This window comes from Devosia indica (assembly GCF_003056405.1).
Classification (GTDB): Bacteria; Pseudomonadota; Alphaproteobacteria; order Rhizobiales; family Devosiaceae; genus Devosia; species Devosia indica.
Window position 1 is genome coordinate 55,262 of record NZ_PYVZ01000011.1, and the last position, 13,207, is coordinate 68,468.

Below are 13,207 nucleotides of genomic sequence, written 5' to 3' on the forward strand. Positions count from 1 at the left end.
TCAACATGACCGACAAACCAACCCGACTGGGCCGGGGCCTTGCCGCGCTGATTGGTGATATGGCGGCCATTGAGGGCGCGCGGGTGACCGAGTCGTCCGGTGGCAGCAAGCGCCTCCCCGTTGATTTCATTATCGCCAATCGGTCCAATCCGCGCCGCAGCTTTGACGCTGAACAGCTTGAAGAGCTGACCAACTCGATCCGCGAGAAGGGTGTGATGTCGCCGCTCCTGGTGCGGCCGACGGATGATCCGAATATTTTCGAGCTGATCGCCGGGGAGCGGCGCTGGCGGGCGGCGCAGAAGGCCGGCTTGCATGATGTGCCGGTCATCGTTCGCGAGGTCGATGACAAGGAAGCGCTTGAGCTGGCGATCATCGAAAACGTGCAGCGTGCCGACCTCAATCCGCTCGAAGAAGCGCTGGGCTACGGGCAGTTGATCGAGCAGTTTGAGTACACGCAGCAGGATCTGGCGCAGGTAATCGGCAAGTCGCGTTCGCATGTCGCCAATACGTTGCGGCTGCTCAAGCTACCCGAGGATGTGCGCGGCATGGTGTCGAGCGGCACCTTGACCGCCGGGCACGCCAGGACGTTGATTACGGCTGAGGACCCGGCCGCGTTGGCCCGCCAGATCGTTGACAAAGGGCTTTCGGTGCGAGAGGCGGAAGCGCTCAGCCAGCAGCGTGACCTGCCCAAGCGGAAGCCTGCGGCTACGCCGGCGCAGCGTGACGCGGATACGCTGGCACTGGAGCGACGCCTGGCCGACGCGCTTGGCCTCAGCGTCGCGCTCAATCATTCCGAGCGCGGGGGCAAGGTCGAGATCCGCTACAAGACGCTGGAGCAGCTTGACGACATCTGCCTGCGCCTGACCGGTCGCACCAACTAACTTCTTGAAAACAAAGTTGTTCCACGTGAAACCGCCTCGTCCTGGGCGGTTTTTGCGTTCACTCCAGACCGTCTTCCCGCTAATGGGTGGCCGCCATCATGCACAACGCCAAGGTGGTGCGGCGCAGTATTGCATCGGCCAGCGTCGGCTTGCGGCGCGAATCCGATACCCCTTGCAGCAGCCGTTCCACGGCCTGGGAGAGGGCTGGGTCCGTCCACAGGCGTAGCTGCTGCTCCAGGGCGCCCATGCGTGAGAAGTGCGGCTTGGGCCGCTGACCGTCAAGAACGGCCCGGGCGGTCTTGCCGCTATCGACTTCGGTACGCCAGCGGCGGAGGTTGGCGAAGTGATTCGTCAGCATGGCCAACAATTGCTGCGGATTGACATTGGCCGCCAGCGCTCGATTCAGGGCCAGTTCAAGCCTTTCTGCATGCCCACCGCCAGTGGCATCGAGGATGGCGTCGATGGCAAGAGCGCCATTGTCGGCGCAGAGCAGCAGCACATCCTCGCGCGTCAGCACCTTGCTCGAAGCGGCGTAGAGCGTGAGTTTCTCCAGCTCGCGACGCGTTACTTCCCGGTCATTGCCGAGAATTTCGCGCAATGTGGGCACGACATCGCTATCGGTCCTGATGCCGGCCTGATTGAAGGTTTCGCGCATCAGCGCCATCAGGGTTTCGTCTGAATCCGGGTAGCAGGGCAGGGCGCGGCCGAGCTTGGCCGCCTCGACCAGCGAGCGCAGTGCATCGCGTGGGGTCAGATTGTCTGCCTCGAGCACGATGGCCGTGCCGCCGGGGTCGTCCCGCAGCTCGGTGAGTGGCATGACCAGCGCCTTGGTGGCATTGCGCACACGAATGATGCGCTTGCCGCCAAACAGGGAGACTGAGCGGGCCTCCAGCACCAGTTGAGACGGATCGGAGGCCAGTTCCGGTCCGTCAAAGATCGTGACATTCGCCGATGCCGGGTCGTCTCCGCTCAAATGGCGAATCAGGCGCTGTGCGGTCTCGCGCACCAGGCCGCCATCCGGCCCATAGGCGAGGAAAATCCCCTCGCTGAGATCGGGGCGCGCCAAGTAGCGCGCCACTTCATGGGCCTTGAGGGCCGTCATCTAGACGACGATGTTGACGATGCGGTTGGGCACCACCACCACCTTCTTTGGCGCCTTGCCGTCCAGGGCCTTCTGGACGATCTCAAGGGCCAGCACCATGGCCTCGACTTCAGCCGCAGGCATGTCCTTGGCGACGGTAACCTCGCCGCGGCGCTTGCCATTGATCTGGATGGGCAGGGTCACCTCATCGTCGACCAGCATGGCCGGATCGACCTCGGGCCACCGGGCGTCTGCAACAAGCCCCTGTTTTCCAAGCACTTCCCAGCAGCTTTCGGCCAGATGCGGCATCATCAGGTTGATAAGTTGCACCAGTTTCTCGACGCCGTCGCGCAAGGTCGGGGCGAGATCGGCTGCCGCCTTGCCCTCCTTGGCCTTTACCAGCGCATTGGTCAGTTCATAGATGCGGGCGACGGCGCGGTTGAAGCCGAGCCCCTCGATGTCCTGTGCAACGCCGGCGACGGTGCGATGGATAGTCTTGCGCAGGGCCAGGATATCAGTGCCATCCTGTGAAACAGTTACAGAAGTTTGTTCGGACAATTCGACCGTGTCATGCACCAGGCGCCAGATGCGCTGCTGGAACCGGCTGGCGCCTTCAACGCCGGATTCGGTCCATTGCACGTCGCGCTCGGGCGGGGAGTCCGAGAGCATGAACCAACGGGCGGTATCGGCGCCATAGCTGCGCACGATCTCGTCGGGATCCACCACGTTCTTCTTGGATTTGCTCATCTTTTCGACCGAACCGATGGTAATCGGCGCGCCGGTCTGGGCGTGCCGGGCGGTGCGGGTGTCGCCGTCGGTCTCGATGATGATGTCAGTGGGGGGCACCCATTCGCCCTTGTCGCCCTTATAGGTCTCGTGGGTCACCATGCCTTGGGTGAACATTCCCTTGAACGGCTCGCTCAAGCCCACATGGCCGGTCGCCTTCATGGCGCGGGTGAAGAAGCGCGAATAGAGCAGGTGCAGGATCGCGTGCTCGATGCCACCGATATACTGGTCCACCGGCAGCCAGTGATTGGCGACCTCGGGAATAGTGGGTGTATCGGCATGGGGTGCGGTGAACCGGGCGAAATACCAGGACGAATCCACGAAAGTGTCCATGGTATCGGTTTCGCGGCGTGCGGCAGCACCACATTGCGGACAATGTGTATGTTTCCAGGTCGGGTGATGGTCCAGCGCATTGCCGGGCTTGTCGAAGGTCACGTCCTCGGGCAGCACCACTGGCAGGTCCTTCTTGGGCACAGGGATGGTGCCGCAGACTTCGCAATGGATCACCGGGATCGGACAGCCCCAATAGCGCTGGCGCGAAATGCCCCAGTCGCGCAGCCGGTAGTTGACCTCGACCTTGCCCTGCGGCTTGCCATCGACCGTGCGGGCCGCGAAATGCTCGGCGATCCGTGCCTTGGCTTCGTCGATGGTCAGGCCATCGAGGAAGTCAGAGTTAAAGATGTTACCAGTGTCCACATAGGCTTCGTTGCCAATCGTGAAGCTGGCCGGATCGGCGCCTGGCGGCAGGACCACCGGGGTGACCGGCAGGTCGTATTTGCGGGCAAAGTCGAGATCGCGCTGGTCATGCGCCGGGCAGCCGAATACGGCGCCGGTACCATAGTCCATCAGCACGAAATTGGCGACATAGACGGGCAGGGACTGGCCCTCGATCACCGGATGTTTGACGCGCAGGCCGGTGAAAACGCCTTTTTTCTCGGCCTTTTCCAGCGTTTCGGTGGCGGTGCCCTGACGGTGGAACTCGGCGATGAACTCGGTCAGCGCCGGATTGCTAGCTGCTAACTGGGCCGTCAGAGGATGGTCGGGCGAGAGCGCGATAAAGGAGGCGCCGAAAATCGTGTCCGGTCGCGTGGTGAAAACGTCGATGCTATTGGCATCGGTCCTGTCGCTGGCCTCCAACTCGAACAGCAGCCGCAGGCCCTCGGACTTGCCGATCCAGTTGCGCTGCATGACGCGCACCTTTTCAGGCCAGTCGGTCAGGCCATCCAGGGCTTCGAGCAGCTCCTCGGCAAAGTCCGAGATCCTGAAGAACCATTGGGTCAGCTCGCGCTGTTCGACCACCGCACCGGAGCGCCAGCCCTTGCCGTCGATCACCTGTTCATTGGCGAGCACGGTCATGTCCACCGGGTCCCAATTGACCTTGGAGCTTTTGCGGGTGACCAGGCCCGCTTCGAGCATGTCGATGAACATGGCCTGCTGGTGCTTGTAATAGTCGGGCGAGCAGGTGGCGATTTCGCGCGTCCAGTCGATCGACAGGCCCATCGACTTGAGCTGGGCCTTCATCGCCTCGATGTTCTGATAGGTCCAGGCGCCGGGATGGGTCTTGCGCTCTATGGCGGCGTTTTCCGCGGGCAGGCCGAACGCGTCCCAGCCCATGGGGTGCAGCACATTCTTGCCGCGGGCGCGGTGGTAGCGCGCCACCACATCGCCCATCGCGTAATTGCGCACATGGCCCATATGGATGCGGCCCGAAGGGTAGGGGAACATCTCAAGGACGTAATAGGGATCGCGCGGATCATCATTTGCGGTGACGAAACTCTTGTTCTCGTCCCAGACCTTCTGCCATTTCGGTTCGCTTTCGCGCGGATTGTAGCGTTCGCCGCTCACGTGATGGTCGTCCTTGCAAGATTTCACGCCTGGCCCGCCGCAAATGGCGGCACAGCTTGCGTTTTTGAGGGTTTTTGGCTACCCGGACCATCACCAGAAATCCCTGCCAAGGTCAACAGAAACGGGGGCCGGACATGGCCAATAGCGCCGAAAGCGCCGCAGCGCGCCTGGAGTTTATCCGCACGCGCATGGAAAAGGCCCGCCGCCGCTTCGGCGCGCCACCCGAGGCGGTGGAACTGGTTGCCGTTTCCAAAACCTTTCCGGCCGACGTCATCGAGCCTTTTATCGCGGCGGGTCAGCATGTGTTCGGTGAGAACCGTGTGCAGGAAGCCAAGGAAAAATGGCCCGGTCTGCGCCAGAAATATCCCGATCTCAGCCTGCATCTGATCGGGCCGCTGCAGTCGAACAAGGCGCGCGAGGCGGTGGCGCGGTTCGATGTCATCGAAACGGTGGACCGTGAGAAGATCGCGGCGGCCCTGGCTGCGGAAATGGCCCGAGCGGACCGGCATCTGCCGTGTTTCGTGCAGGTCAATATCGGCGGTGAAGAGCAGAAGGCCGGTGTGCCGGTCGATCAGGCAGTGGCGTTCGTGCGCAATTGCCGAGAGGTGCATGGGCTCACTATTGCCGGGCTTATGTGCATCCCACCCGACGGCCAGCCGGCCGGCCCCTATTTCGCACATCTGGCCACATTGGGCCGTGCGGCGGGGGTCGAGCAGCTCTCCATGGGCATGAGTGGCGACTTTGAAACAGCCATTGCCATGGGCGCCACCCATGTGCGGGTGGGGTCGGCGCTGTTCGGCAAGCGCTGAGCATGCTGAGCCGCGCTCAGGCATTGAAACTGGTCGATGTTCATCTGGCGGGAAGTGCCGTTGCCGACCACAGCATCTTTGTCGGTGATCTGATGGCCTTGCTTGCCGATTTGGTCCGACAGGATGCCTTGTTGTGGCAGGTCACCGGTTATTGCCACGATCTGGATATTCTGGTCACGGCGGATACGCCGTCTTTGCACGGACCGACTGCTGCGCAGTGGCTCCAAGGCCGATTGCCACCGGATGCTCTTGCGGCCATTGCCGCGCACGATCATCGCTCTGATATTGTGGCAGAAACGGCGCTGGCGGACGGCCTGAAGTTGGCCGATGCCCTGGCCGTCTTCGATCTTGGTGTGTCCAGGGGGGTGGCGCTTCAGCTTCGATCAAGCAGTGCAAAGGTTCTTGTCGACCGCTATTTGCCGCCAAAGCCGTGGCTGGGCACTATGATTGATGGCTTGAGCCAATCCCTGGGACTTTCTCGCCTCAATTTGGCGGATTGCCTTGATCGCCTTCCCCGGCAGCGCTGACAGCTCCGCCTGCAACTTTTCGTCCGGCTACCGCGTTGCTCCCGGTGAAATAACGCCGATGTGATTGGCTGGCCAAAAACGGGTCGCAATAGTGTGGCCTTGGTCGGCCAGCACGGAAAAGACCGGAGAAAACAATGAACAAGCGACGCATCCTTGTCGTAGATGACGACGCGGACCTGCGCCAGACCCTGGTTGAACAACTCAAGGGCGAGCCTGATTTTGATATTCTCCAGGCCGGAACCGCCAATGACGCGCTCAAGGCGGTGCGCGAGCACAATGTTGAATTGACCATTCTCGATGTCGGCCTTCCCGATATGGATGGACGCGAGGCCGTCCGTCTGATGCGCCAGGAGGGCTATAAGAGCCCCGTGCTGATGCTGACCGGTCACGACACCGATGCCGACGAGATCAAGGGGCTCGAAGCCGGGGCCAATGACTATCTGACCAAGCCGTTCCGCTATCCGGTGTTGCTGGCGCGGATCAATGCGGCCTTGCGCCAGCGCGACCAGAGCGAGGATGCGGTCTTCACCATCGGGCAATACAGCTTCCAGCCGGCGGCCAAGGTGCTCGAGACCAATGAAGGCATCAAGGTGCGCCTGACCGACAAGGAGACTTCCATTTTGAAGTATCTCTATCGCCAGGGTCCAAAGACCATCACGCGAGATGTGCTGCTCAAGGAAGTCTGGGGCTATAATAACCGGGTCACCACGCACACGCTGGAAACCCATATCTATCGCCTCCGGCAGAAGATCGAGCGCGACCCCTCCAATGCGCGGCTTCTGGTGACCGAGGATGGGGGCTACCGTCTCGTCCCCTGAGCGGCGCAAAGCCTTTCATTTCCTGCCCGAACCAGACTATAGCTTGAGCCGGAACAGTCGCCCGCAGCCAGCGGGCGACGCAATTTGGCGCGTTGGGTCTGGGGCCTATGAGAATGGATGACGCGGCCGGGGTCTTGGCCCGGGCCGATTTCTTCGACATTTGCGACGATGAGCAATTGCGCATGCTCGGCTTTGCGGGCGACCGCAAGCATTTCGATGCCGATGCGGTCATCTACAAGGCCGGCGATGTGCCCAGCGGCGCCTATGTGCTGATCGAAGGGACCGTCAAAGCCAGGCATGAAGGCGCCGAGGCTGGCAAGCCCTATGCGCTCTCAGAACCGGGCAGCGTCATTTCGCCCACCTCGCTGATTCTGGAAAAACCCCGCCCTGTCACTTTCACTGCCGTCACCGATTGCGAATTGCTGTTCGTGCCCCGGACGGCATTTCTCAAGCTGGCGCGGCAGAGCCCGGATTTGGCTGCGCGCGCGGCCCAGCGCATCGAGCAGGAGCTGGGGCGCTATATGCATGCGCTTGAGCCGCTGAAGGGCAAGATGAGGGGCGGTTAGGGCCGCGCGAAACGCGCAATCACCGGCACGTGGTCGGATGGCTTGTCGGTCCAGCCGCGAGCCGGCTTGATGATCTCCGCCCCCACCGAGCGTTCTGCCACATCGGCGGTGGACCAGATATGGTCGAGCCGCCGGCCGCGGTCCGAGGCTTCCCAATCCTTGCCGCGATAGCTCCACCAGGAATAGATCTTGGTGTCATGGGGCACATGCTTGCGCACCAGATCGGTCCAGCCGTGACCACCATTGAGAATGGCATCGAGCGCCTCGGTTTCAACCGGAGTATGGCTAACCACCTTCAAGAGCTGCTTGTGGCTCCAGACATCATTCTCATGCGGGGCAATGTTGAAGTCGCCGGCGATCAGATGGCCGCGCTGGAATACGGGCTCGGCGAACCAGGTCTTGAGTTCGTCGAGGAACCCCAGCTTGTGCTTGAACTTGGGGTTGAGCTCGGGATCGGGCTCGTCGCCGCCGGCGGGGATGTAGAAATTGTGGAGGGTAAAGGGGCCGTGCCCCAGATCCACCAGTGCTGAAATATGGCGCGATTCCTCGATTTCGCAGAAGACGCGGCTGGAAATCTCGGTCAGCGGAAATTTCGAGATGATGGCGACGCCGTGATAGCCCTTCTGGCCATGCACCGCCATGTGCGGATAGCCGGCCGCGATGAAAGCGTTCCGCGGGAACTGGTCATTGGTGCATTTGATCTCCTGCAGCATCAGCACGTCGGGCTGATACTGCGCCAGGAAATCAAGCACCATGGGCAGGCGCAGGCGCACGGAGTTGATGTTCCAGGTGACGACGGAATGGGTCATTGGGCGTCCGGAGAATCGGGCATTGGCAGGTGTGCCCTGTTATCGCCAAGGCGGGGTTGAGGGTAAAGCCGGAAATGGCGCTGGCACGACAGGATCTGTCAGCAGCGTTTCACGTGAATCGCTTTGCGTTCAGAACGGCATCCAAACAAAAAGCCCGGCACAATGACCGGGCTTTCCAATTCTCAAAGAGCGGCAGCGCCTATTCGCTCTTGGCTTCTTCGCCTTCAGCGGAAGCAGCCTGTTCGGCGGCGGCAGCAGCAGCGGCCGCTTCAGCGTCCTTGGCAGCCTGTTCAGCGGCGAAGGCCTCGGCAGCAGCAATCTTCTCGGCTTCGCGGGCTTCCTTGGCAGCCTGGGCGGCAGTGCGCTCGGCGTCCTGGATCTTCTTGGTGCGCGAATTGGTCGATTCGAAAATACGGGCCGACTTACCGCGACGATCACGCAGGTAGTACAGCTTGGCGCGACGGACCTTACCGCGCTTGATCACTTCGATCGAAGCGATATTGGGCGAGTAGATCGGGAACACGCGTTCCACGCCTTCGCCATAGGAGATCTTGCGGACGGTGAAGCTTTCCATGATGCCGCCGCCGGAGCGGGCAATCACGACGCCTTCATAGGCCTGCAGGCGTTCCTTGTCGCCTTCGCGGATCTTGACCCACACCTTGACGGTATCGCCATGGGTGAATTCGGGATGTTCGCGCTGGGTGGCGAGTGCCGCGACCTGTTCGGCCTCGATCTGTTCGATAATGTTCATTTTTCGATCCGTTCTGATCTTTTCATAGGGACGACTCTTTTTTGGGCCTGTTCGGCCCCGTCGCCCGGTCTTGGTTGGTAACGGAAGGGCAGTCTTCTTGGTCTTGCTGCGTGCCGGTCCGATACGCCGGGCACACGAATGGGCGGCTCATAGGGGAAAATGGGATAAGAGTCCAGTGCCTATGCCGGTTTCAGCGCGTTTTGGCGGGCAGCAGGTCCGGCCTGCGCGCCCCGGTCAGCGCCAGGGATTGCTCACGCCGCCATTGGGCGATTTTTCCATGGTCGCCAGAGGTCAACACTGCGGGGATTTCCCGCCCTTCGAAGCTTTGTGGCCGCGTATATTGCGGATACTCGAGCAGGCCGTTTTCAAAGCTTTCCTCGTCGCGGCTGTCCGGCGCGCCAAGCACGCCGGGAATAAGCCGCACGACGGCTTCAAGCAGCACCATGGCGGCCACTTCCCCGCCGGCCAGCACATAGTCGCCAATGGAGATTTCCTCGAGCTGGCGGGCCTCGATGACGCGCTGGTCCACGCCTTCAAAGCGACCGCAGACAATGACTACGCCGGGTCCGCTGGCCAGCTCGTGGGCGCGGGCCTGGGTCAGCGGGGTGCCGCGCGGCGACATCAGGATGCGTGGGCGCGGGTCACCGTCCGGTGCGATGGTATCGATGGCCTTTGCCAGAATGTCGGGCTTGAGCACCATGCCGGCGCCACCGCCCGACGGTGTGTCGTCCACGGTGCGATGCCGGTTGGTGGCAAAGTCGCGCAACTGCGTCGCCTGCAAGGCCCACAAGCCGTCATTGAGCCCGCGCCCCAGCACGGACGCACCCAGCGGCCCGGGGAACAGCTCAGGGAAAAGACTGATGATATGGGCGGAGAACATCAATCGGGCTCTTCCTCGCCAGGCTCGGCGTCGAGCGGCGGGGCGATCACCAGATAGCCATCGGCAATACGGACGAGGGGCACAACGGCCTTGGTGAAGGGATAAAGGAATGTGTCGCCCGAGCGTTCATCCCGTACCTCCAGGATGTCCCCGGCGCCGTGATCATAGATGGCGCTGACCGCTCCAATGGACACGCCATTGTCGAGACGCGCATCGAGCCCGATCAGATCGGCGTGGTAGAAATCGTCTTCATCTTCGATTTCCGGGAGGCGGCTGCGCTCGACATACAACTCGACGCCATTGAGCAATTCGGCTGCATTGCGGTCGCGCACGCCCTTGATGCGGGCGATCAGCACGGTCTTTTGCAGCCGCGCCGATTCAATGGTGATGACCAGCCCCGGCCGGTTGGTTTCGAGTGGGCCATAATCGGCAATGGCCTCGGGATCCTGGGTGTGGGAGGCAATGCGTACCTCGCCCTTGATGCCGTGCGCGGCGCCGATCGTGCCCATCAGAATGCGGGATGAAGTGTCTGCCATCGGCCTTCTCTTCTTGTTTGTATGGCTCCATAGCAGCGCCACCAGAAGGCGCAAGGGCTTGTCAGCGCGTCGGCACCAGTTCGATTACGTCGTGTGTCGATTCAAAGCGGGGAAAGGGCAGTTCCAGGCGATATCGCAAGGGCTTGCCGGCAACCTTGTAGAGACAGCCGACCTGACGGCGTTCGGGGTCGGCATCATAGTCCATGGGGTCTCATCGCCATAATGCAGCGCCCCCCAATAGAACAGGCCCCCGCCATCGCTGGGTAGGAGGTCGCCGCTGAAACGCTGCGACCCGGTCAGCTTTTCGATGCGGGTGCCGTCATTTGAAACGGTGCAGGCAAATTGGGTATAGGCTGTCAGGGGCAGCAGGCCGCCCAGCTTGATGGTGCGGCAGCGATAGCTCCCATCCGGCATCTGCGAGATCGGGGTCTCGCCGGGGGCAAAGAGCGCTGAGACAAGAGCCCGTTCGGCAGCGTTGTCGGAGAGCAGGGCTTCGGCAAGGCCACGGAAGCGGGCCGCCTCAAAGCCGGTCATGCGGTCCCCGTCGAATGGCGTAATCGGGGCGGCATCGGGCACCTGGCAGGCCAGCGTGCCTGCGATGGGCATCAGCACTGCCGCCAGCAGCAGGGCCGCAAAGCGGCGCGTACGGAAATTTCGCATCTTTTGCCTGCCTTGTTTCAGATCAAGGAACCTTGCACGCAAATGATGCTTTCTCAAGCAGACCAGACAAGGAGGTTGCAATGTCCAAAATGCTCACCGACCGAGAGGCCATCCGTGAATGGGTCATTGCCCGTGGCGGCAATCCGGTGCTGATGGATGTGCCCGATGGCAGCAAGACCCGTACGGTGCTGCAATTGTCGTTCGGGCAGGCCAGCCTCAACTCGCTCGGCAATGAAGGGCCGGACCGGATCGGCGGTTTCGAACTGGTGAGCTGGGAAGAATGGTTCACCGCACTCGAGAACGGCAATCTGGCCCTGATGGTCTCGGATGACCCGTCCGGCGGCAATGAGGCCGAATTCAGCTTTGTGGAGCGCGACTAGTCCTTGGAAAAGGCTGGAATGCCGGCCTTCTCGGCCTCCGCTTCCAGAGCTTCCATGTCCTCGTCGGAAAAGCCGAAGTGGTGACCCAGTTCGTGGATCAGCACGTGGGTGACGATTTCGCCCAGCGTGTTTTCGTCGTTTTCGGCCCAATAATCGAGGATGGCCCGGCGGTAGAGATAGACTGTATTGGGCATCTGACCAGTTTGCGGTGTGGCACCGTCTTCGGTCAGGCCGACACCGGAAAACAGTCCCATCAGCTCGAACGGGCTTTCCATTCCGAAGCCTTGCAGGATCTCGTCTTCGGCATATTCGGCAACCGCGCAGGTAACGTCCGCGGCAAGAGAGGCAAAAGGCTCCGGCAGCCCAGCCAGGGCGGCGCTCGCCAGAGCCTCGATATCGTCCAGTGTCGGGGCATAGAGCCCCGACCAGTCGGTCTTGCTTAGCGCCACTCGCGGATGTCGACGAAGTGGCCGGCAATGGCTGCTGCCGCGGCCATGGCGGGGGACACCAGATGGGTGCGGCCCTTAAAGCCCTGTCGACCCTCGAAATTGCGGTTAGAGGTCGAGGCGCAGCGTTCGCCCGGCGCCAGCTTGTCCGGGTTCATCGCCAGGCACATCGAGCAGCCCGGTTCTCGCCATTCGAAACCGGCATTCTTGAAGACCACATCGAGGCCTTCAGCCTCAGCCTGGGCCTTCACCAGGCCCGAGCCGGGCACGACCATGGCCGAGACGTGGCCGGCCACCTTGCGATCGCCAATAACGGCGGCGGCAGCGCGCAAGTCTTCGATGCGGCCATTGGTGCAAGAGCCGATAAAGACCCGGTCGAGCTTGATGTCGGTAATGGGCGTGCCGGGCTTTAGTCCCATATAGTCCAGCGCTCGCCACTTGGAGGCGCGCTTGTTCTCATCGGCAATGTCATCCGGGTTGGGCACGGCACCCTGCACCGAGATCACGTCTTCGGGCGAGGAGCCCCAAGACACGATCGGGGGCAGGTTGGCGGCATCAAGCACCACGACCTTGTCGTAATGGGCGCCTTCGTCGGTATGCAGCGTCTTCCAGTAGTCCAGCGCCATATCCCAGGCCTTGCCGGTCGGGGCGCGCGGGCGATCCTTGACATAGGCAAAGGTCTTTTCATCAGGCGCGATCAGGCCGGCGCGGGCGCCACCCTCAATGGTCATGTTGCAGACCGTCATGCGGCCTTCCATTGAGAGCGCGCGGATGGCTTCGCCGGCAAATTCGATCACATGGCCGGTGCCTCCGGCCGTGCCAATCTCGCCGATAATGGCCAGGATAATATCCTTTGCGGTGACGCCCGGGGGCAATTGCCCGTCGACGCGCACCAGCATGTTCTTGGCCTTTTGCTGGATCAGCGTCTGGGTGGCCAGCACATGTTCGACTTCTGAGGTGCCGATACCATGGGCCAGAGCGCCAAAAGCACCATGGGTCGAGGTGTGCGAGTCGCCACACACAATGGTCATGCCGGGCAGGGTGAAGCCCTGTTCCGGGCCAACGATATGTACGATGCCCTGGCGATTATCGAACGGATCGTAATACTCGATGCCGAAGTGCTTGGTGTTCTCGGCCAGTGCGGCGATCTGCACAGCGCTTTCCGGATCGGGATTGGGCAGCGAGCGGTCGGTGGTGGGCACATTGTGGTCGACCACGGCCAGGGTCCGCTCGGGATGGCGCACCTTTCGGTTGTTCATCCGCAAGCCCTCAAAGGCCTGCGGGCTGGTCACTTCGTGCACCAGATGCCGGTCGATATAGAGCAGGCTGGTGCCGTCCTGATTGTTCTGGACCAGATGGTCGTCCCAGATCTTGTCGTAGAGCGTGCGGGCCTTGGTCATATCCGTAGGTTCCGGGGCAGGAATGAAAGACT

The 13,207-nt window shown here is 61.8% G+C and carries 15 protein-coding genes; 6 read left to right on the top strand and 9 right to left on the bottom strand.

The window, feature by feature from the left end:
• Nucleotides 1-5: 5 nt before the first annotated feature.
• Nucleotides 6-881, top strand: coding sequence for a ParB/RepB/Spo0J family partition protein (locus DDE76_RS11910; RefSeq protein ID WP_104892705.1), 876 nt, complete (start codon nucleotides 6-8; stop codon nucleotides 879-881).
• Nucleotides 882-960: 79 nt separating this feature from the next.
• Here DDE76_RS11910 and holA read toward each other — a convergent pair whose 3' ends face one another.
• A complete protein-coding gene (gene holA / locus DDE76_RS11915) occupies nucleotides 961-1,983 on the bottom strand; it encodes a DNA polymerase III subunit delta (protein WP_104892706.1) in 1,023 nt (340 codons plus the stop codon).
• Nucleotides 1,984-4,593 (bottom strand): leucine--tRNA ligase, encoded by a 2,610-nt coding sequence (gene leuS, locus DDE76_RS11920; RefSeq protein WP_104892707.1) that lies wholly within the window; start codon nucleotides 4,591-4,593, stop codon nucleotides 1,984-1,986. It abuts the gene before it with no gap.
• A 134-nt stretch (nucleotides 4,594-4,727) separates the two neighbouring features.
• Here leuS and DDE76_RS11925 point away from each other — a divergent pair, with 134 nt between their 5' ends.
• The 4 genes from DDE76_RS11925 (at nucleotide 4,728) to DDE76_RS11940 (ending at nucleotide 7,313) form a co-directional block, all read left to right on the top strand.
• The gene (locus DDE76_RS11925; protein WP_104892708.1) at nucleotides 4,728-5,402 is read left to right on the top strand and encodes a YggS family pyridoxal phosphate-dependent enzyme; all 675 of its coding nucleotides are present in this window, start codon (nucleotides 4,728-4,730) and stop codon (nucleotides 5,400-5,402) included.
• 2 nt (nucleotides 5,403-5,404) lie between these two features.
• Complete coding sequence (locus DDE76_RS11930; protein WP_104892709.1) at nucleotides 5,405-5,929, top strand: HD domain-containing protein; 525 nt, start codon at nucleotides 5,405-5,407, stop codon at nucleotides 5,927-5,929.
• 134 nt (nucleotides 5,930-6,063) lie between these two features.
• Entirely contained in the window at nucleotides 6,064-6,747 is a 684-nt protein-coding gene (locus DDE76_RS11935; RefSeq protein WP_104892710.1) for a response regulator transcription factor, read from the top strand.
• Nucleotides 6,748-6,860: 113 nt separating this feature from the next.
• Nucleotides 6,861-7,313 (top strand): Crp/Fnr family transcriptional regulator, encoded by a 453-nt coding sequence (locus tag DDE76_RS11940; RefSeq protein WP_157955775.1) that lies wholly within the window; start codon nucleotides 6,861-6,863, stop codon nucleotides 7,311-7,313.
• On the opposite strand, the gene DDE76_RS11945 is transcribed toward DDE76_RS11940, so the two are convergent.
• The 5 genes from DDE76_RS11945 to DDE76_RS11965 form a co-directional block, all read right to left on the bottom strand.
• On the bottom strand, nucleotides 7,310-8,122 hold the full coding sequence (locus tag DDE76_RS11945) for an exodeoxyribonuclease III (protein WP_104892712.1): 813 nt from the start codon (nucleotides 8,120-8,122) through the stop codon (nucleotides 7,310-7,312). The genes DDE76_RS11940 and DDE76_RS11945 overlap by 4 nt on opposite strands.
• Nucleotides 8,123-8,321: 199 nt before the next feature.
• Entirely contained in the window at nucleotides 8,322-8,873 is a 552-nt protein-coding gene (gene rplS, locus DDE76_RS11950) for a 50S ribosomal protein L19 (RefSeq protein ID WP_104892713.1), read from the bottom strand.
• 190 nt (nucleotides 8,874-9,063) lie between these two features.
• Nucleotides 9,064-9,753, bottom strand: a complete 690-nt coding sequence (trmD, locus tag DDE76_RS11955) for a tRNA (guanosine(37)-N1)-methyltransferase TrmD (protein WP_425430624.1) — start codon at nucleotides 9,751-9,753, stop codon at nucleotides 9,064-9,066.
• Entirely contained in the window at nucleotides 9,753-10,289 is a 537-nt protein-coding gene (gene rimM / locus DDE76_RS11960) for a ribosome maturation factor RimM (RefSeq protein WP_104892715.1), read from the bottom strand. Before rimM ends, trmD begins: the two co-directional genes overlap by 1 nt.
• 84 nt (nucleotides 10,290-10,373) lie before the next feature.
• Nucleotides 10,374-10,949, bottom strand: a complete 576-nt coding sequence (locus DDE76_RS11965; protein WP_104892716.1) for a DUF4893 domain-containing protein — start codon at nucleotides 10,947-10,949, stop codon at nucleotides 10,374-10,376.
• Between the two features lie 80 nt (nucleotides 10,950-11,029).
• Between DDE76_RS11965 and DDE76_RS11970 the strand changes: the two genes are divergently transcribed.
• Nucleotides 11,030-11,329, top strand: coding sequence for a hypothetical protein (locus DDE76_RS11970; protein WP_104892717.1), 300 nt, complete (start codon nucleotides 11,030-11,032; stop codon nucleotides 11,327-11,329).
• On the opposite strand, the gene DDE76_RS11975 is transcribed toward DDE76_RS11970, so the two are convergent.
• Complete coding sequence (locus DDE76_RS11975) at nucleotides 11,326-11,778, bottom strand: metallopeptidase family protein (protein WP_104892718.1); 453 nt, start codon at nucleotides 11,776-11,778, stop codon at nucleotides 11,326-11,328. The genes DDE76_RS11970 and DDE76_RS11975 overlap by 4 nt on opposite strands.
• A complete protein-coding gene (gene leuC, locus DDE76_RS11980) occupies nucleotides 11,769-13,175 on the bottom strand; it encodes a 3-isopropylmalate dehydratase large subunit (protein ID WP_104892719.1) in 1,407 nt (468 codons plus the stop codon). The genes DDE76_RS11975 and leuC overlap by 10 nt, the downstream gene beginning before the upstream one ends.
• Nucleotides 13,176-13,207 lie beyond the last annotated feature (32 nt).

Excerpts from the sequence above, each read along its gene's own strand:
- DDE76_RS11910 (WP_104892705.1), top strand. The coding sequence starts at position 6 with ATGACCGACAAACCAACCCGACTGGGCCGGGGCCTTGCCGCGCTGATT.
- holA (WP_104892706.1), bottom strand. The coding sequence starts at position 1,983 with ATGACGGCCCTCAAGGCCCATGAAGTGGCGCGCTACTTGGCGCGCCCC.
- DDE76_RS11925 (WP_104892708.1), top strand. The coding sequence starts at position 4,728 with ATGGCCAATAGCGCCGAAAGCGCCGCAGCGCGCCTGGAGTTTATCCGC.
- DDE76_RS11930 (WP_104892709.1), top strand. The coding sequence starts at position 5,405 with ATGCTGAGCCGCGCTCAGGCATTGAAACTGGTCGATGTTCATCTGGCG.
- DDE76_RS11935 (WP_104892710.1), top strand. The coding sequence starts at position 6,064 with ATGAACAAGCGACGCATCCTTGTCGTAGATGACGACGCGGACCTGCGC.
- DDE76_RS11940 (WP_157955775.1), top strand. The coding sequence starts at position 6,861 with ATGGATGACGCGGCCGGGGTCTTGGCCCGGGCCGATTTCTTCGACATT.
- DDE76_RS11945 (WP_104892712.1), bottom strand. The coding sequence starts at position 8,122 with ATGACCCATTCCGTCGTCACCTGGAACATCAACTCCGTGCGCCTGCGC.
- rplS (WP_104892713.1), bottom strand. The coding sequence starts at position 8,873 with ATGAACATTATCGAACAGATCGAGGCCGAACAGGTCGCGGCACTCGCC.
- trmD (WP_425430624.1), bottom strand. The coding sequence starts at position 9,753 with ATGTTCTCCGCCCATATCATCAGTCTTTTCCCTGAGCTGTTCCCCGGG.
- rimM (WP_104892715.1), bottom strand. The coding sequence starts at position 10,289 with ATGGCAGACACTTCATCCCGCATTCTGATGGGCACGATCGGCGCCGCG.
- DDE76_RS11965 (WP_104892716.1), bottom strand. The coding sequence starts at position 10,949 with ATGCGAAATTTCCGTACGCGCCGCTTTGCGGCCCTGCTGCTGGCGGCA.
- DDE76_RS11970 (WP_104892717.1), top strand. The coding sequence starts at position 11,030 with ATGTCCAAAATGCTCACCGACCGAGAGGCCATCCGTGAATGGGTCATT.
- leuC (WP_104892719.1), bottom strand. The coding sequence starts at position 13,175 with ATGACCAAGGCCCGCACGCTCTACGACAAGATCTGGGACGACCATCTG.